The 17,836-nt window shown below is 50.9% G+C and carries 17 protein-coding genes; 12 read left to right on the top strand and 5 right to left on the bottom strand.

Going from position 1 to position 17,836, the window contains the following annotated elements:
- Nucleotides 1-52 precede the first annotated feature (52 nt).
- The 6 genes from ilvC to ilvA all read left to right on the top strand — a co-directional run bounded on the left by ilvC (nt 53) and on the right by ilvA (nt 6,855).
- Entirely contained in the window at nt 53-1,087 is a 1,035-nt protein-coding gene (ilvC, locus tag EDC33_RS04150; protein WP_124010253.1) for a ketol-acid reductoisomerase, read from the top strand.
- Nucleotides 1,074-2,618 (top strand): 2-isopropylmalate synthase, encoded by a 1,545-nt coding sequence (locus tag EDC33_RS04145; RefSeq protein ID WP_124010252.1) that lies wholly within the window; start codon nt 1,074-1,076, stop codon nt 2,616-2,618. The genes ilvC and EDC33_RS04145 overlap by 14 nt, the downstream gene beginning before the upstream one ends.
- A 21-nt stretch (nt 2,619-2,639) precedes the next feature.
- Entirely contained in the window at nt 2,640-3,746 is a 1,107-nt protein-coding gene (gene leuB / locus EDC33_RS04140) for a 3-isopropylmalate dehydrogenase (protein WP_040107012.1), read from the top strand.
- A gap of 18 nt (nt 3,747-3,764) precedes the next feature.
- Nucleotides 3,765-5,174, top strand: coding sequence for a 3-isopropylmalate dehydratase large subunit (gene leuC / locus EDC33_RS04135; protein ID WP_124010251.1), 1,410 nt, complete (start codon nt 3,765-3,767; stop codon nt 5,172-5,174).
- Between the two features lie 11 nt (nt 5,175-5,185).
- Nucleotides 5,186-5,776 carry a 3-isopropylmalate dehydratase small subunit gene (leuD, locus tag EDC33_RS04130; protein WP_040107014.1) on the top strand — a complete coding sequence of 197 codons (591 nt, stop codon included), beginning with the start codon at nt 5,186-5,188 and terminating at the stop codon, nt 5,774-5,776.
- Nucleotides 5,777-5,895: 119 nt separating this feature from the next.
- Nucleotides 5,896-6,855 carry a threonine ammonia-lyase gene (gene ilvA / locus EDC33_RS04125; protein ID WP_040107015.1) on the top strand — a complete coding sequence of 320 codons (960 nt, stop codon included), beginning with the start codon at nt 5,896-5,898 and terminating at the stop codon, nt 6,853-6,855.
- A gap of 81 nt (nt 6,856-6,936) precedes the next feature.
- Here ilvA and EDC33_RS04120 read toward each other — a convergent pair whose 3' ends face one another.
- Nucleotides 6,937-7,545, bottom strand: coding sequence for a YktB family protein (locus tag EDC33_RS04120; RefSeq protein ID WP_040107016.1), 609 nt, complete (start codon nt 7,543-7,545; stop codon nt 6,937-6,939).
- Between the two features lie 76 nt (nt 7,546-7,621).
- Here EDC33_RS04120 and EDC33_RS04115 point away from each other — a divergent pair, with 76 nt between their 5' ends.
- Nucleotides 7,622-8,437, top strand: coding sequence for an inositol monophosphatase family protein (locus EDC33_RS04115; protein ID WP_094905882.1), 816 nt, complete (start codon nt 7,622-7,624; stop codon nt 8,435-8,437).
- Here EDC33_RS04115 and EDC33_RS04110 read toward each other — a convergent pair.
- The 3 genes from EDC33_RS04110 to EDC33_RS04100 all read right to left on the bottom strand — a co-directional run bounded on the left by EDC33_RS04110 (nt 8,377) and on the right by EDC33_RS04100 (nt 9,663).
- Nucleotides 8,377-8,733, bottom strand: coding sequence for a hypothetical protein (locus EDC33_RS04110; protein ID WP_124010250.1), 357 nt, complete (start codon nt 8,731-8,733; stop codon nt 8,377-8,379). The genes EDC33_RS04115 and EDC33_RS04110 overlap by 61 nt on opposite strands.
- A gap of 14 nt (nt 8,734-8,747) precedes the next feature.
- The gene (locus EDC33_RS04105; protein WP_040107019.1) at nt 8,748-9,305 is read right to left on the bottom strand and encodes a hypothetical protein; all 558 of its coding nucleotides are present in this window, start codon (nt 9,303-9,305) and stop codon (nt 8,748-8,750) included.
- A 166-nt stretch (nt 9,306-9,471) separates the two neighbouring features.
- Nucleotides 9,472-9,663 (bottom strand): DUF5325 family protein, encoded by a 192-nt coding sequence (locus EDC33_RS04100; RefSeq protein WP_040107020.1) that lies wholly within the window; start codon nt 9,661-9,663, stop codon nt 9,472-9,474.
- A 156-nt stretch (nt 9,664-9,819) separates the two neighbouring features.
- On the opposite strand from EDC33_RS04100, the gene typA reads away from it, so the two are divergent.
- On the top strand, nt 9,820-11,664 hold the full coding sequence (typA, locus tag EDC33_RS04095) for a translational GTPase TypA (protein ID WP_040107021.1): 1,845 nt from the start codon (nt 9,820-9,822) through the stop codon (nt 11,662-11,664).
- Between the two features lie 24 nt (nt 11,665-11,688).
- Nucleotides 11,689-12,018, top strand: coding sequence for a YlaH-like family protein (locus tag EDC33_RS04090; RefSeq protein WP_040107024.1), 330 nt, complete (start codon nt 11,689-11,691; stop codon nt 12,016-12,018).
- A gap of 51 nt (nt 12,019-12,069) precedes the next feature.
- Here the strand turns inward: EDC33_RS04090 and EDC33_RS04085 are convergent, their stop codons facing one another.
- Nucleotides 12,070-12,552 carry a hypothetical protein gene (locus tag EDC33_RS04085; protein WP_052443801.1) on the bottom strand — a complete coding sequence of 161 codons (483 nt, stop codon included), beginning with the start codon at nt 12,550-12,552 and terminating at the stop codon, nt 12,070-12,072.
- Nucleotides 12,553-12,699: 147 nt separating this feature from the next.
- Here EDC33_RS04085 and EDC33_RS04080 point away from each other — a divergent pair, with 147 nt between their 5' ends.
- The 3 genes from EDC33_RS04080 (at nt 12,700) to EDC33_RS04070 (ending at nt 17,835) form a co-directional block, all read left to right on the top strand.
- Complete coding sequence (locus EDC33_RS04080) at nt 12,700-12,999, top strand: Fpa/YlaN family protein (RefSeq protein ID WP_040107022.1); 300 nt, start codon at nt 12,700-12,702, stop codon at nt 12,997-12,999.
- A gap of 31 nt (nt 13,000-13,030) precedes the next feature.
- On the top strand, nt 13,031-14,221 hold the full coding sequence (locus EDC33_RS04075) for an FtsW/RodA/SpoVE family cell cycle protein (protein ID WP_124010249.1): 1,191 nt from the start codon (nt 13,031-13,033) through the stop codon (nt 14,219-14,221).
- A gap of 179 nt (nt 14,222-14,400) precedes the next feature.
- On the top strand, nt 14,401-17,835 hold the full coding sequence (locus tag EDC33_RS04070; RefSeq protein WP_124010248.1) for a pyruvate carboxylase: 3,435 nt from the start codon (nt 14,401-14,403) through the stop codon (nt 17,833-17,835).
- Nucleotide 17,836 lies beyond the last annotated feature (1 nt).

Below are 17,836 nucleotides of genomic sequence, written 5' to 3'. Positions count from 1 at the left end.
TAAAAACCAAAAACCAAAAAAATCAATTCACACAAATGAGAGGAAGATTATAATGACTAAAGTATTCTATGACAAAGACATCAACAAAGAGGCGCTCCAAGGAAAGAAAATCGCAATCGTCGGCTATGGTTCCCAAGGCCACGCACATGCCCAGAACCTGCGCGACAGTGGATACGAGGTCGTAGTCGGACTCAGACCAGGCAAATCCCAGGACAAGGCCAAAGAGGATGGCTTCGAAGTGAAGGCAGTTGCCGATGCAGTTGCAGAAGCGGATGTCACGATGGTACTGCTGCCGGATGAGAACCAGCCGAAAGTATATGAAGAAAGCATCAAGGACAACATGAAGCCGAACAGTGCCCTCGCTTTCGCCCACGGATTCAACATCCACTTCAACCAGGTGGTGCCAAGAGAAGACATCGATGTATTCCTCGTCGCTCCAAAAGGACCTGGCCACCTCGTAAGGAGAACATACGAAGAGGAAGCCGGCGTACCTGCACTATACGGAATCTTCCAGGATGTCACCGGGAAAGCGACGGATGTGGCGATGGCATATGCTGCAGGCATCGGTGCTGCAAGGGCAGGCGTACTTGAGACTTCATTCCAGGAAGAGACGGAAACGGACCTCTTCGGAGAGCAGGCTGTATTGTGCGGCGGACTGACAAGCCTTGTGAAAGCAGGATTCGAAACATTGACTGAAGCAGGCTATCAGCCGGAAGTGGCATACTTCGAGTGCCTGCATGAAATGAAGCTCATCGTAGACCTCATGTATGAAGGCGGCATGGAGAACATGAGATATTCCATCTCCGACACTGCACAGTGGGGTGACTTCGTATCCGGACCACGCGTTGTAAATGATGAAACGAAAGCACGCATGAAAGATGTACTGACTGAAATCCAGAATGGACAGTTCGCCAAAGGATGGATCCTTGAAAACCAGGCTGGACGTCCACAATTCAATGCAATCAACAACAACGAATACAACCACCCGATTACAAAAGTCGGACAGGACCTGCGTGATCTGATGCCATTCGTCAAGCAGCCTGTCAATGATAAAAAGAAAGAAGGGAAAGTCCATGTCACGAATTAGGATATTTGATACGACCCTTCGGGATGGGGAGCAGTCCCCAGGCGTGAATCTGAATAAGATGGAGAAACTTGAAATCGCAAAGCAGCTTGAACGTCTTGGCGTGGATGTCATGGAGGCAGGATTTCCAGCCGCCTCCGAAGGTGACTTCCAGGCAGTCAAGCTGATTGCGGACACTATCAAGGATGTTTCAGTTACAGCACTTGCCCGGACGAGAGTAGAGGATATCGATCGTGCCTATGAGGCTTTGAAGAATACACCGCACCCAAGAATCCATATATTCCTGGCAACCTCCCCGATCCACATGACATACAAGCTGAAGATGACACCGGAACAGGTGATCCAGCAGTCGGTGGATATGGTGAAGTACGCCAAGGAAAAGTTCGAGGAAGTGGAATGGTCCGCAGAAGATGCGACACGTTCCGAGTGGCCTTTCCTGGCCCAGGTGATCGAACAGGTCATCGAAGCTGGAGCAACGGTCGTGAACCTTCCGGATACGGTCGGCTATACGACGCCTGATGAATATGGAAACATGTTCAAGTATATGAAGGAAAATGTTCCGAACATCGATCGTGTCGACCTCTCATGCCACTGCCACAACGACCTAGGGATGGCGGCAGCCAATACGATCGCAGCCATTGAAAATGGTGCGACCCAGGTTGAAGGCACGATCAACGGCATCGGCGAACGTGCAGGCAACGTGGCGCTTGAGGAAGTGGCCATCGCATTGAAGATACGCAGTGACCGCTACAGTTACGAAACTGGACTCAAACTCAATGAGATCAAACGTTCCAGCGATCTTGTGGCGAAACTGACCGGTATGTACGTGCAGGCGAACAAGGCGATCGTCGGCCGCAATGCATACGCACATGAATCCGGGATCCATCAGGATGGGGTCCTGAAGAATGCGGAGACATATGAAATCATCACGCCGGAACTCGTGGGTGTTTCATCCAATACACTGTTCATGGGCAAACACTCCGGACGTCACGCCTTCAAGGATAAGGTCAAGGCCTTTGGCGTAGAAATGACGGATGATGAAATCAAGGCGGCCTTCAAGAACTTCAAGATGCTTACCGACCACAAACGGGAAGTGACGGATGACGATATCTATACGCTGATCATGGAAGTCAAGACCGACCAGTCCGCGATGAACAAGTATACGCTCGAGACATTCCAGGTCAATTATGGAACACAGAACATCACGACTGCGACAGTGGCGCTCAACACTCCGGAAGGGGAGACGGTCCAGACCGCTGCTACAGGGAATGGCAGTGTCGAAGCTCTGTACCGCACGATTTCCGAACTGATCGACTACGATCAGAAGCTGCTTGACTATCAGATCAATTCGGTCGGCGGCGGGAAGGATGCCCTTGCGGAATCACATGTACAGTTGGCTGTTGAAGGGGAGACGGTCAACGGACGCGGTACGGCACAGGATGTCATTGAAGCATCGGCAAATGCATACATCAACGCAGTCAACAGGTATATCCTGAAGATGCAGGTGGAGAAAGAGGAAGTAGTCAACAGATAAAGCGAGATGGAGGGGTTTAAAATGAGAAAACAAGTGATCCTATTGCCGGGTGACGGAGTCGGTCGGGAAATCATGGAAGGTGCAAAAGCAGTACTGAATACCATAGCAGGCGAATACAACCATGAGTTCATTGTCCATGAGCATGCAATCGGTGGAGATGCCATCGATCGATATGATACGCCTTTACCGGAACAGACGGTGAAAGCATGCGAAAATGCCGACGCGATACTCCTTGGGGCTGTGGGCGGTCCGAAGTGGGACGGCATGCCTGCCGGCAAACGGCCTGAAAAAGGTCTGCTCGGCATCCGCAAGTCCCTTGGACTTTTCGCAAACCTGCGTCCGGTGCAAGGATTCGGACCACTTGTCCATGCCTCTCCACTCAAAACGGAGCTTGTCGATGGCTGCGATATACTCATCGTCCGTGAACTGACCGGCGGCCTCTATTTCGGGAAGCCGAGCGGACGCAGCGCTGACGGTGAAGAAGTGGTCGATACACTCCGCTACACCCGCAAGGAGATCGAACGGATTGTAGAGAAAGGTTTCGAAGCGGCGCAAATGAGGAGCGGCAAACTGACATCCGTCGACAAGGCGAATGTGCTCGAGTCGAGCCGGATGTGGAGGGAGGTCGTTGAGGAGAAGGCGAAGGACTACCCGGATGTGACGGTGGAACACCAGCTCGTCGATTCTGCAGCGATGAAACTGATTACGAACCCGAAGCAGTTTGATGTCATCGTCACGGAAAACCTCTTTGGCGACATACTCAGCGATGAGGCTTCCGTACTCACCGGTTCCCTTGGAATGCTCCCTTCAGCGAGCCTGCGGACAGATGGTGTCGGCCTCTACGAACCGGTCCATGGATCAGCGCCGGACATTGCCGGTGAAGGGGTCGTCAATCCACTTGGCATGATTCTCTCCACTGCAATGATGCTCAAGTATTCATTCGGCATGGAAGAGGAAGCGGCGGAGATAGAGCGGGCTGTCAAGGAATGCCTCGAAGACGGATATCATACACGCGATCTGGATGTGCAGGGCGGCAAGGTCGTCGGTACAGATGAAATGATCAAGCGGATCGTCGAGAATCTATCCACGAAAAGTATTTCTAATGCAATCTGCAGTTCTTATATGTAAGGAAAAGGTGTGTCGGATATGGGAAAAGGAAAAACAGTAATTGAAAAAATCTGGGAAACTCATGTTGTCCACAGCCAGGAGGAGAAGCCGGACCTGATCTATATCGATCAGCATCTGGTGCATGAAGTGACTTCTCCGCAGGCGTTTGAAGGACTCAGGCTCAAAAACAGGAAAGTGCGTCGTCCGGATCTGACATATGCCACGATGGACCATAATGTTCCGACAAAGAACAGGGAAACCGTCAAAGATGAAATCTCCAAGACCCAGATGGAAACTTTGAGGAGGAACTGTGAGGAGTTCGGCATCAAGCTTGCCGATATGTTCCACCCGGACCAGGGCATCGTGCATGTCATCGGGCCTCAGCTTGGCCTGACCCAGCCGGGCAAGACGATCGTCTGCGGGGACAGCCATACATCCACCCACGGTGCCTTCGGTGCCCTTGCCTTCGGCATCGGTACAAGTGAAGTGGAACATGTATTGGCTACCCAGACTTTGATGCAGAGCCGTCCAAAGACGATGAACGTCAAAGTCAATGGTGACCTGCCGGCCGGCGTGACGGCAAAGGACCTCATCCTTGCCATCATAGCAAAATTCGGCGTCAAATTCGGTACGGGCCACGTCATCGAATATACTGGAGATGCAATCCGCAACCTGTCGATGGAAGGCCGGATGACGGTCTGCAACATGTCGATTGAAGGCGGTGCACGTGCAGGGCTGATCAGCCCGGATGAAACGACCGTGGAATATCTGCGTGGCCGGGAATATGTGCCGGAAGGCGAAGCATTCGACCGCAAGGCGGCTGAGTGGCTCGAACTTGCTTCAGACGAAGACGCAGTATACGATAAAACGCTTGAAATCGACGCACGGGAAGTTGAACCGCAAGTTTCATGGGGCACTAACCCGAGCATGGTCGTTCCGATCAGTGGGATGACCCCTTCGGTCGATGCAGTCGATAACAAGGATGAAGTCAGCCGTGCACTGGAGTACATGGGACTCGAGGAGAACCAGCCGATCACTTCCATCGAAGTCGATCACGTATTCATCGGTTCCTGCACAAACTCAAGACTTCCGGATCTGGTGAATGCTGCAAACATCGTCAAAGGGCACAAAGTGAAGGATGGTGTCAGGGCGATTGTCGTCCCAGGCTCCTTTAGTGTCAAACTGCAGGCGGAGGAACTTGGCATCGATGAAATATTCAAGGAAGCCGGTTTCGAATGGCGTGAATCAGGATGCAGCATGTGTCTTGCAATGAATGATGATGTCGTACCTGCCGGCGGACGCTGTGCCTCCACTTCCAACCGGAACTTCGAGGGACGGCAGGGCAGCGGTGCACGCACACACCTCGTCAGTCCGGAGATGGCAGCCGTAGCTGCAATCGAAGGCAACTTTACAGATGTAAGAAAATTCCAGGCTGGAGTGCCGAGTTAGGAGGGGAACAGATGGAAGCGATCAAAGAACATGAAGGGAAGGTCTTTCCGCTCAACCGCAGCAATGTGGATACGGACCAGATCATACCCAAACAATTCCTGAAGCGTGTGGAACGGACAGGTTTCGGCCAGTTCGTCTTCCACAACTGGCGGTTTGATGATGATGGAAATCCGAAACCGGATTTCGAATTGGACAGCCCACGCTATAAGGATGCATCCGTCCTCATAGCTGGAGAGAACTTCGGATGCGGCTCTTCAAGGGAGCACGCACCCTGGGCCCTGCTCGATTTCGGATTCAAGGTCATCATTGCACCAAGTTTTGCGGATATATTCTACAACAATGCATTCAAGAACGGCATCATCCTCATCAAGGCGGATGAAAGCCAGGTGGATGAATGGATGGAGCAGGCGAAGGAAGGCACGTTCCATCTTAATGTCGACCTTGAAGAGCAGACCATTTCGGACGGAACGAAGCAGATCCCGTTCGATATTCCGTCCTACCATAAAGAGAAACTCCTGAACGGCTGGGACGACATCGCACTGACATTATTGCTCGACGACAAGATCAGGGAATACGAGGAGAAGCAGGCTGCGAAAGCCTGACTCCTCACTAGAACAGGGATTAATCAAAAACATAGATTATATCCAAATAAATCATTCAAGGAGTGTGACCACATGGGGATTTCCTAACTGGTGGATTAGTCCATGACGCCTGGAAGCGTTTGGATCATGTTGTCCATCACACACCGTTACGTACGTCAGCTACAACGAATCAGCGCACAGAGAAAAATGTCTATTTCAAAATGGAGAATCAGCAGAAGACCGGAGCTTTCAAATTCAGGGGGGCAAGCTATAAGCTCATGCGCCTTACCGAGGAAGAGCTGGCATGCGGGGTAATCACCGCGTCTGCAGGCAACCATGCACAGGGCCTGGCTTTGGCCGCCCACAAACTTGGAGTGAAGGCGACGATCTACATGGCTGAGGCGACACCTGAAGCGAAAGTCGAGGCGACAAGAGGGTATGGCGCCCAAGTCGTACTCACGGGAGAAAGTTTCCAGGAGGCCTATGAAGCAGCACTTGAGCATCAGAAGAAGTGCGGTGCGACCTTCGTCCATCCTTTCGACGATTATGACATCATGGCCGGACAGGGAACGGTCGCCCTCGAGATGCTCGAGCAGGAAAGCAGGATCGATACGATCATCGTACCGATCGGCGGTGGCGGACTGATCAGCGGCATCGCTGTCGCAGCCAAATCCGTAAATCCGGATATCAAGGTGATCGGTGTCCAGGCAGCATCCGCTGCAGCGATGTACACCGCCTACCACAAGGGCGTCGTGGAAAAGTTGGATAAAGTCTCCACCATCGCAGAGGGCATAGCCGTAAAACAGCCAGGCGAAAAGACGGTTCCGCTCATCCGGCATTATGTGGATGATGTGATTACAGTGAGCGAAGCCGAAATTGCAAACGCCATGGTGACTATGCTCCAACGCGGCAAGACATTGGTCGAAGGCGCTGGTGCAGCTGCATTGGCGGGATTATTGTCACATAATGATCAGATAGATTCCAGACATTGTGGAGTAATCGTCAGCGGCGGCAACTTCGACATCGGCAAGATTGGTGATGTCCAGTCGCTCGCAAATCAGTTGAAGCCCGAACGGTCCCGTAACACCGTGGTATTGTAGCCACACCTGGGATCAACGAAACAACCCGTCATCTATCCAGATGACGGGTTGTTTCGTGCCGATGTAATGTTCTGTTCCATTCTAGTACAGACGGACAAGTTCCTGGAGGACGGTTTCGAGCTCCTTGATGAAGATATCATCGTGGCTGAGAACGCTGTTTGAAGGGAGATATTTCTTGCCGACGAGGAACTCACCCTTCTTGACGTCCCGGAGCCTTACAAGTGCCGATTCCAGATCTTCCTCGCTCATGTCCCTGAGGGCCGTCTTTTCCGGTCTCATATGATTGAGGGAGACGACGTAATCTTCAGGTATGGAGCGGATGATATCGATCTGGTCGAGCAACCTTTCTGCGGTTGCCGCCTTCTCGGGGGATTCGTAGATGGTGCCATACATGCAGAAGGCATGGTCTCCGAAGAGGCCGATCTGAAAATGCGGCATCATCTTATAGCCTCTCGGGTTGGTGCTGAAGCTCACCCAGGTGTCATCGGGTGGATTGACTTTGCGTCTTGCATGCTTGGCGACATGTGCGAAATGCTCATCGCCGGTGATCTCTGTCAGATATTCGCTGAAGTATTCACCCAGGTTTTCGAGCTTTGGACGTATGGTGGTCTTGAGCGCATCCATCCGCGGCTCGAGGCCATCGATTTCGAAAACTTTGAAATCATCTTTGGTAAAATGGTATTTGGACATTTTACTACTCCTTTCAAATCACTACTTATATGATAGAATAAGTAATGATGTCAATCAATTATTTGGGGTGGATGCAATGGAAATATACGAGTTTGGACAACGCTTGATAAGAGAGGCCGGGGATTTCATCCGGCTGCGTATGAAAAAGGACTTCCGTATCGATGCTAAATTGAATCCGAATGATCTCGTGACCGATGTGGATCGCGAGACTGAAACATATATATACGACCGCATACTTGAAAGGTATCCCGACCACCGGATCATCGGTGAAGAGGGTCATGGCACCGATATTGAAGATACTGAAGGGGTCCTCTGGATAGTGGACCCGATTGACGGCACATTAAATTTTGTGCACCAGCTTCAGAATTTTGCGGTTTCGATCGGTGTGTATGTCGACGGCAGACCGCATTGCGGGATGATACTTGATGTGATGAATGACCACCTCTATCATGCGAAGGCGGGGGAAGGGGCGTTCAAGGATGACATCCGTCTGGCGCCGCTGGAAGATACCGACCTTGCGCATTCGCTCGTCAGCCTGAATTCGAACTGGGTGGTCAGGGAAGGCATCGGCCAGGCTTTCACAAAAGTGGTCAGGGAAGCGCGCAGTACGCGCTCATACGGCTCTGCTGCACTTGATATGGCATTCACCGCAACAGGGATAGTAAGTGCAACATTGTTCTACCGACTGCACCCCTGGGACTATTCTGCCGGAATGATCATCATTTCGGAGGTTGGGGGCAGGACGACGAATCTGCTTGGTGAAGAGATAGATGTCCTGAAGAAAGACAGCATATTGGCAGGCAACCACGCGATCCACGGAGAGCTTGTAGGCTATTTCGACTCCGATGCATCATTCATCGAATCCCATAGACGCACACATGGCGAAAAATAATAGATTCTTTCCTTATGGTCCAGCTTCCTGAAGTTGGACCGTATTATTTTCTGCAGGGTGTATTCCGAAACCGATATGCGTAGATGGTCGATGATGTCCCGGCGCTTGTAGGTCTCATGGGGAAACAGGCGGTCGAACTGCGTGAAATAGTCCCTGGCGATGACCTGTACTGATTCGACCTGGCCGCACATGCAGCATTTCCCTATTTTCCCGCCGATGGCCTCCCATCCGAAGGCGTGGCATCTCCTGCATTTTATGCCCCGGCGGAAGTTGCCGGTACTGATAGGAAGCGGCACCCGCGCCCCGAGAATCAGGTCGAGGCGGGGCGATGGTTCTTTTTTCTGATCACAGCGGAATGTTCGATGGCCTTCAGATAGTAGGGGAGGTTCTGCTCCTCAAGGAAGATGTCCGAGCGCTTCCCCTTCAATTGGAAGGCATCGTTCATCAGCACATACTTCAGTATGACGGGCCGTTGATATGTACCGGCATCTATCAGCTGGTCACGGAACATCTCGAATATCCGTCTGCTGCGGTTCAGGTCGAGGACCGCTTCGTGGGTGCTGCTGCACAAAATATTGAACGGATTGATGTAGTGCTCGCCTTCAAGGTCCTGGAGTATGAACAGGTAGTAGCAGTAATCGGTCACGATCAGTACGTTCACTATTTCCGCCTGCCTGTCGATCAGAACCTCAGCATGCCAGTGGATGCGCATGTTAGTAGTATTTATCTTCATCAGGTGGTGCTCGAATTTCTCTTCCAGCTTCTCCATCCTCTGCATCGCTTCATATTCTTTTGTTTCATTGTCCGAAAAAGGCAGTCTGTTATAGAGGAACTCATATACTTTCAATCGGTCGGGTTTCTGTCTCATGGCACATCTCCCTTTGCTTTGATGGCTTCATTGTCTGGCATCGGAAGCTGAAGGTCAAAGTGCCGAAACCTTAAAATGGCATAAAAAAACAGGATAAATGGCGGAATCGGAGGGCCGATTCCCATTCATCCTGCTTTGGTTGGACGGAAACTCAAAATCTGTCGTCCTATAGCCAGCCATTTTCCCGGTATTTCTTCTTCAGGGTGAAGCCGGTCCCGAATATTGCGATGAATATCAGGACGGAGGCCACTGCCATCAGAGGCATCGCTTCAGCGATGAAGACGGAAAATGCAATCATCATCATTACCGCAAGCACTGCAAGTACAGCAAATATGGCTTTAGATTTTCTTGGTTCCATGGGCTACGATCCTTTCCAAAGTCATGTTTGGGCCATTATATCATAAACCGTGTGCCATTACATCCTGCCCCTGCAATACATAGTGGAAAAACACACGGGTTTCATGCTATAATAAACTAGTTGTGAAATAGCGATTCTAAAAACGAAGGGAAAGTCTTGATGAATTTAAGAAATGATATCCGTAATATCGCAATCATTGCGCACGTCGACCACGGGAAAACCACATTGGTGGATGAGCTGCTCAAGCAATCCGGCATGTTCAGGGAGAATGAACAGGTTGCAGAACGTGCAATGGACTCGAACGATATTGAACGTGAACGCGGGATTACAATCCTCGCAAAAAATACAGCACTTGCCTATAAAGATACAAGAATCAACATCCTGGACACTCCAGGACATGCCGACTTCGGTGGTGAAGTCGAGCGCATCATGAAGATGGTGGATGGTGTCATCCTCGTCGTTGATGCATATGAGGGGACGATGCCGCAGACGCGCTTCGTATTGAAGAAGGCGTTGGAACAGGACTTGAAGCCGCTTGTCGTCGTCAATAAGATCGACAAGGATACAGCACGTCCGGAAGCGGTCATCGACGAAGTGCTGGAACTCTTCATCGAACTTGATGCCAATGACGAACAGCTGGAATTCCCGGTTGCATACGCTTCTGCCATCAATGGTACAGCTAGCCTTGAAATGGACCAGCAGGATGAGAACATGGAGTCCATCTTCGAAATGGTCATCGACCATGTACCGGCACCAGTCGACAACAGCAGTGAACCGCTCCAGTTCCAGGTGGCGCTCCTCGACTACAATGACTATGTCGGACGGATCGGCATCGGCCGTGTCTTCAGGGGTGAGATGAGAGTGGGGGACCAGGTTTCCCTGATCAAGACGGACGGCACAATCAAGAACTTCAGGGTAACGAAGATGTTCGGCTATTTCGGCCTCAACCGTGTCGAAATCGACTATGCCAAAGCAGGCGACCTCATCGCATTGAGCGGTATGGAGGACATCAACGTAGGCGAGACGGTCACACCGGTGGATACACCGGAAGCCCTGCCGATCCTCCACATCGATGAGCCGACGCTGCAGATGACCTTCTCTGTGAACAATTCACCGTTTGCGGGCAAGGAAGGCAAATATGTCACTGCACGCAAAATAGAAGAGCGTCTCGACCAGCAGCTCGAGACGGATGTTTCACTGAAAGTCGATCCTACGGATCAGCCGGATGCCTGGAAAGTTTCGGGAAGGGGTGAACTCCACCTTTCCATACTGATCGAAAACTTGAGGCGTGAAGGATTCGAGCTCCAGGTATCGAAACCTGAAGTCATCGTCAAGGAAGTCGACGGCGTGAAATGTGAACCATTCGAGCGCGTTCAGATCGATGTGCCTGAAGAGCATACAGGCAGCATCATTGAATCCCTCGGCCAGAGGAAAGGTGAAATGGTCGACATGTCGAATACCGGCAATGGTCAAACACGCATCATCTTCCATGTGCCGGCACGTGGTCTGATCGGCTACCGTACAGAGTTCATGTCAATGACAAGGGGATATGGTATACTGAACCATACATTCGAGGACTACAGACCTGTCATCCGGGAACGCATCGGCGGCAGACGCAATGGTGTACTCGTCTCCATCGACAAGGGGGCGGCATCGACCTATTCAATACTGCAGCTTGAAGGCCGTGGTACGAACTTCATGGAGCCCGGTACAGAAGTCTACGAGGGCATGATCGTCGGAGAGAACTCCAGGGACAATGACCTCACAGTCAACATCACCAAGGTGAAAGCGGCAAACAACATCCGTTCTGCAACGAAGGAACAGACCACTACGATGAAAAAACCGCGTGTATTGACACTTGAAGAGGCACTTGAATTCATCAATGAAGATGAGCTGGTGGAAGTGACACCTGAAACCGTACGCCTGAGGAAGAAGATCCTCGGCAAGAGTGAAAGGGAAAAGTCACAGAAGAAAGAAAAGTTTAAACTTGAAGCGGAGTGAGTCTAATTGTTTCTCCCTGATCTGATGAGTGTAAATGTTACGGAACGCCTGACCTTCTTTGGCAGGGTGTTCGGTCTGGACAGCAATCCCCAGGCGGGGATGTGGTATCTGTTCCTGACCATCTATATCCTTTCCATCATCGTCTACAACCTGGGTTTTGCCCGCAAAATCAAGGTATGGCAGAACGTGATCATTTACATCGTCATGTTTTTCGGCTGTGTGATGCTGACATTCTTCGGGGCGTTCCTGCCTGTGGCAGAAAGCCTCGTCGTTGCCGCCATCATCCTGGCGCTGTATCGGTTCAGACTGCATCAGGAGCGCAAGGCCGGCAATATAAAGACTTCCGAAAAATAGAAAATAAGCTGCTCATCCATATGGATGAGCAGCTTATTTTTTGAGCTTCGACTATTCAAATGATATGCCGGTGACATGCTCGAGACGGTTTTCTATTTTCCCACCATCGATGACGAGTATATCGATGAATCCATCATCATACAGCCGCTTTCCGTCCTTGCTGAAGTGTGCATGGAACTTATGGCGCTGGTTGTATGGAAGGATCGTCGTGCTGTCGTCATGGGTGAAGGTGATCATCGCATCTTCCCCCCGCTCAGGTTCCGTATATTCGAGGAATGGCTTGAGGCATATGACGAAAGTGCCATCGAGCAGCTCCTGCTTCTTGAATTTCTTTTCCGACTTCAGCGTAGGCGGCTTCGTCGTACCCTCTATGATCTGCCGGCTCCACTCCCTGGAATCGGAAAACTCGATCTGCTCCTGGTCCGCATCGTTGGCGAGGACTTTGTCGAGTTCCTCCTTGCGGTCATCGAAGATCCAGGTGGATGGATCGAGTGTGATTTGAAAACGTACATTGCCCATAATCTGTATAATCATATTCATTCTCTCCTTACCCCGTAATTATAACAGACTTTCATGTTATAAATAAATCCTCTTTGCCGTTTTCACGCACTCGTCTTTGCTTGCTTTTTTACGGTCTGTGATATAAAATTTTATAGAGAGTTTATAGAAAGGGGTTATTTCGTGTCCACATTAGATGAATTGAGTAAACAGGCTTATGAACAGCTGGAGAAAGATGCAGAAAAGATTGTCCAGCTGATCGAAGTGCAGATGGACAATTTGACGATGCCCCAATGCCCAGTCTATGAAGAAGTATTGGACACACAGATGTTTGGGCTTTCTAAAGAAGTTCATTTTGCTGCCAGGCTCGGCCTGATCGACCCGGAAGATGGGCGTGCACTTCTGGAGAAACTGGAGAAGGAAGTATCCAAAGTACACGATGCATATATGGAAGATGAAAAATTCGAGTCTAAAGAAATGTGATCTTTAGGCTTTTTTTAAATGAGGCGGTTCTTTGTCATTCATAAAAGATTTCTTTAATTACGTAAGGACATACTCAAGGTATGTCGATTTCACCATAGTCATTACATATGTACTGCTCAGTCTGATCGGACTCGTCATGATCTACAGCGCCAGCATGGTGATGGCATCAAGAACACCCGGGATCACCGGTGGGAATCCCGAGCATTTCTACATACGGCAGCTGGCCTTCATATTCCTTGGTTTCACCATCGTGTTCATCATGGCGTATTTCATGTCGGGTGAGTTTCTGAGAAACAAGTACTTCCAGATTGCTGCGACGGGGGGCATCTTCGTCCTTCTCGTCTTTACGGCTTTCTTCGGGTACCAGGTGAACGGCGAGCGGAACTGGATCCGTCTGGCGGGATTCAACTTCCAGACTTCCGAGTTCTTCAAGATTGTGACCATCCTTTATCTGGCGTATATATACGACCGTAAAAAGGATCGTCTGAAGCAGCTTGAAGGGGGGCATCTCGTCCCGCTCGCCTTCATCGGGTTCTGTACGATGATCGTCATTTCCAATGACTTCGGCACCGGCCTGGTCATCACAGGCATCATCGCCGGCATATTCATCTATTCCGGCATCTCGATCCGCTTCCTCGCCAAGGTCGGGGGGGCGCTCGCAGTCGCTGCCGGTGCAGTGGGCGTCATCATCTACCTGATCAAGGGGAGCATCCTTTCGCCTTACCAGCAGGCCCGTATCGATACGTTCCTGCACCCCTTCAATGATCCGACCGGGACAGGGTACCAGCTGACCAATGCGCTGGTCTCGATTTCGCACGGGGGCATATTTGGAAACGGCCTCGGGGACGGGGTGATGAAGCTCGGCTATCTGCCTGAGCCGCACACCGACTTCATATTTGCCGTCGTTGCTGAAGAGCTGGGGCTGATCGGTGTGATCTTTATACTGTGCCTGTACCTCATCATCGTCATCAAGGCACTCAGGTATGCAGCCGTTTCACAGGATATGTTCTACCGCCTGATCTGCATTGGTGTAGCAATATATATATCCTTCCAGCTCTTCATAAATCTGGGCGGCATTTCTAAGCTGATTCCGCTCACAGGGGTGCCGCTGCCGCTGCTCAGCTATGGCGGGTCCTCTTTCCTGAGCATATCGATTGCCATCGGACTGCTGATCATCGCAGCCAAGCATGTCAAAAAATCAAAAGCATTGGGACATACGTGACCGGGTATCTGTGATACCCGGTTTTTTCTATCTTATCATTTATTTTTCACCCGTCATAACATACGGAAATCGCTTTCATATTGCTGTTTAATGTAGGAATGCTCATTTTAACTATTAATATTATTGTATATTTTTTGAATATTTATTATAATTGATAATTATAGCAAAGGAGGAACACTATGAATAAGATCAACAAGTTGCTTGTCGCCAATAGAGGAGAAATAGCAATCCGCATTTTCCGGGCGTGTACAGAGCTCGATATTACCACTGTGGCGATCTATAGTAATGAAGATAAAGGCGCTTTACATAGATATAAAGCAGATGAAGCCTATCTTGTCGGGGAAGACCTTTCACCGACGGAAAGCTATCTTAATATAGAAGCGGTCATCAAGGTCGCAAAGAATGCCGGTGTGGATGCAATCCACCCGGGCTATGGTTTCCTGAGTGAAAATAAGGAATTCGCAAGACGCTGTGCAGAGGAAGGCATCATTTTCGTAGGCCCTGAACTGCGTCACCTGGATATGTTCGGTGACAAGGTCAAGGCACGCGAGACGGCACTCTCTACAGGCCTCCCGGTCATTCCTGGTACGGATGGGGCGGTGCAGTCCTTCGAGGAAGTTGAAGCATTCATTGAAAAGCACGGCTTCCCGATCATCATCAAAGCCATTTCCGGCGGTGGCGGCAAAGGCATGCGCATCGTGGATGAAGACGATGATGTCAGGGACAGCTACGATCGTGCAAAAAGTGAGGCATCGAAGTCCTTCGGCAACAGCGAGGTCTATCTCGAGAAGTTCATCGACCGCCCGAAGCATATAGAAGTCCAGGTACTTGGAGATACGGAAGGCAACATCCTTCACCTGTATGAGCGTGACTGTTCAGTGCAGAGACGCCACCAGAAAGTGGTCGAGGTGGCACCTTCAGTAGGCCTCACCGATGAACTGCGTCTGGAAATCTGTGAAGCGGCCAAGGATATGGCCCAGCAGGTCGGCTATGTCAATGCGGGAACAGTCGAGTTCCTCGTGGCAGATGGCGAATACTACTTCATCGAAGTCAATCCGCGCGTACAGGTCGAGCACACGATCACCGAAATGGTCACTGGTGTGGATATCGTCAAGACACAGATCCAGATTGCTGACGGCAACACACTCTTCGGCGAAGTCATCAACCTTCCGAAGCAGGAGGATGTGCCTCTGATGGGATTTGCGGTACAGTGCCGCATCACGACCGAGGATCCTTTGAACGACTTCATGCCTGACACGGGTGAAATCATGGCCTACCGTTCAAGCGGCGGCTTCGGCGTCCGTCTGGATGCCGGAGACGGTTTCCAGGGCGCGGTCATCTCGCCATATTACGATTCCCTGCTTGTGAAACTGTCGACCCACGGTCTGACCTATAAGGATGCGAATGAGAAGATGATCCGCAGCCTGAAGGAAATGCGGATCCGCGGAATCAAGACGAACCTGCAGTTCCTGACGAATGTCATCAGCAACGAGGACTTCCAGAAAGGCGACTATTCGACGAAGTTCATCGATACGACGCCATCCCTCTTCGAATTCGAAAAGCCGAAGGACAGGGGGACGAAGACGCTGGAATACATCTCTACGATTACCGTAAATGGATTCCCGGGTGTCGAAAAGCGCCAGAAGCCGCACTTCGATCCGCCAAGAATGCCCGACTATGAACCAGTCATAGAAGACGGCACGAAGCAGATACTGGACCGTGAAGGACCGGAAGGTCTGGCGAAATGGCTGAAGGCCCAGGATGACGCACTGATTACGGATACGACGATGCGCGATGCGCACCAGTCCCTGCTGACGACACGTGTCCGTACGTACGACATGAAGAAGATTGCACCATATACGGCGCATGACCTAAAAGATGCCTTTTCCCTTGAAATGTGGGGCGGGGCGACGTTCGATGTGGCCTACAACTTCCTGAAGGAGGATCCTTGGAGAAGACTCGAGACTCTGCGCAGGGAGATCCCGAATGTACTCTTCCAGATGCTGCTCCGTGCATCCAATGCCGTGGGCTACAAGAACTATCCAGACAATGTCGTCGAGAAGTTCGTGCAGGAAAGTGCGGACTCAGGCATCGATGTATTCAGGATATTCGATTCCCTCAACTGGATGGAAGCGATGAAACAGCCGATCGAAGCGGTACTGAAGACCGGCAAGGTGGCGGAAGGTGCCATCTGCTACACCGGGGATGTCCTCGACCCGAAACGCTCTGACGTCTACACAATCGAATACTACAAGAAGATGGCGAAGGCACTTGAGGCGGAAGGTGTCCACATCCTTGCGATAAAGGATATGGCGGGACTCCTCAAGCCGCAGGCAGCATATGAACTGATCGGCGAGCTGAAAGCCACAGTGGACATCCCGATCCACCTCCACACACATGACACGAGTGGAAACGGCGTTCTGATGTACCATAAGGCCATCGAAGCAGGCGTCGATGTGGTGGATACCGCACTCGGCGCAATGAGCGGCTTGACATCCCAGCCAAGCGCCAACAGCCTCTACTATGCGCAGAGCGGCCAGAAGCGCCAGCTCCGTGCCGACATAAACGGCCTCGAGCGTCTCAGCGAATACTGGGAAGATGTCAGGAAGTACTACACTGACTTCGAAAGTGACATCAAGAGTCCGAACACCGAAATCTACAGGCATGAAATGCCGGGTGGACAGTATTCCAACCTGTTCAGCCAGGCCAAATCACTGGGCCTTGGAGACCGTTATGGTGAAGTGAAGAGGATGTACCAGAAGGTGAACATGCTGTTCGGAGACATCGTAAAAGTGACACCGTCCTCAAAAGTTGTCGGGGATATGGCCCTGTTCATGGTGCAGAACGACCTTGATGAAGAGAGTGTCATCAAACGCGGTGAACACCTGGACTTCCCGGACTCCGTCGTCAGCTTCTTCAAGGGTGAGATCGGCAAGCCGGCCAACGGCTTCAATACAGAATTGCAGAAGGTCGTCCTAAAAGGCGCCGAACCGCTGAAGGAACGTGCGGGCAAGGTGCTCGAGCCGATCGATTTCGATGCGCTCAAAGAGGAGATGTCTGCATTCTGTGACAACATCACCGATAAGGATGTACTGTCCTATGCACTCTATCCGAAAGTGTTCAAGGACTTCATCTCCACGAACAACAGATTCGGCAACGTTGAAGTGCTGGATACGCCGACATTCCTATTCGGCATGAGGAAGAATGAAGTGCTTGAGATCGAGATAGACAAAGGCAAGACACTGATCGTCAATCTCCTCTCCATCGGCCATGTCCATGAGGATGGATTCCGTTGGATGTACTTCGAACTGAACGGTTTCCCGAGGAAGGTCTACATCAACGACGAGAGCGTCGAGTCCGCAACAGCGCGGCTGAAGAAAGCGGACCCGACTGCCATCGGAGATATCGGTGCACAGATGCCGGGTACGGTGAGCACTGTGAAGTACAAAGCGGGTGAGAGCTTCAAGAAAGGTGAGGTCATCATCATAACCGAAGCCATGAAAATGGAGAATTCGGTCAAGGCACCATTTGATGGAAAGGTATCCGAAGTGTTTGTGGATGCCGGTGACAAAGTCCAATCGATGGATCTCATGATGACCATAGAAAAAGCATAAA

The sequence above is a fragment of the Salinicoccus roseus genome, from assembly GCF_003814515.1.
In the GTDB taxonomy this organism is placed as follows: Bacteria; Bacillota; Bacilli; order Staphylococcales; family Salinicoccaceae; genus Salinicoccus; species Salinicoccus roseus.
Note: the sequence above shows the minus strand (reverse complement) of the source record. Positions and strands in the feature narration are given on the sequence as shown.

Coding starts and splice junctions, on each gene's coding strand:
- EDC33_RS04070 (WP_124010248.1), top strand. CDS start 14,401: ATGAATAAGATCAACAAGTTGCTTGTCGCCAATAGAGGAGAAATAGCA.
- EDC33_RS04120 (WP_040107016.1), bottom strand. CDS start 7,545: ATGTCCAAATACCATTTTACCAAAGATGATTTCAAAGTTTTCGAAATC.
- leuC (WP_124010251.1), top strand. CDS start 3,765: ATGGGAAAAGGAAAAACAGTAATTGAAAAAATCTGGGAAACTCATGTT.
- leuB (WP_040107012.1), top strand. CDS start 2,640: ATGAGAAAACAAGTGATCCTATTGCCGGGTGACGGAGTCGGTCGGGAA.
- leuD (WP_040107014.1), top strand. CDS start 5,186: ATGGAAGCGATCAAAGAACATGAAGGGAAGGTCTTTCCGCTCAACCGC.
- EDC33_RS04085 (WP_052443801.1), bottom strand. CDS start 12,552: ATGATTATACAGATTATGGGCAATGTACGTTTTCAAATCACACTCGAT.
- ilvC (WP_124010253.1), top strand. CDS start 53: ATGACTAAAGTATTCTATGACAAAGACATCAACAAAGAGGCGCTCCAA.
- EDC33_RS04105 (WP_040107019.1), bottom strand. CDS start 9,305: ATGAGACAGAAACCCGACCGATTGAAAGTATATGAGTTCCTCTATAAC.
- EDC33_RS04100 (WP_040107020.1), bottom strand. CDS start 9,663: ATGGAACCAAGAAAATCTAAAGCCATATTTGCTGTACTTGCAGTGCTT.
- EDC33_RS04090 (WP_040107024.1), top strand. CDS start 11,689: ATGAGTGTAAATGTTACGGAACGCCTGACCTTCTTTGGCAGGGTGTTC.
- EDC33_RS04145 (WP_124010252.1), top strand. CDS start 1,074: ATGTCACGAATTAGGATATTTGATACGACCCTTCGGGATGGGGAGCAG.
- EDC33_RS04115 (WP_094905882.1), top strand. CDS start 7,622: ATGGAAATATACGAGTTTGGACAACGCTTGATAAGAGAGGCCGGGGAT.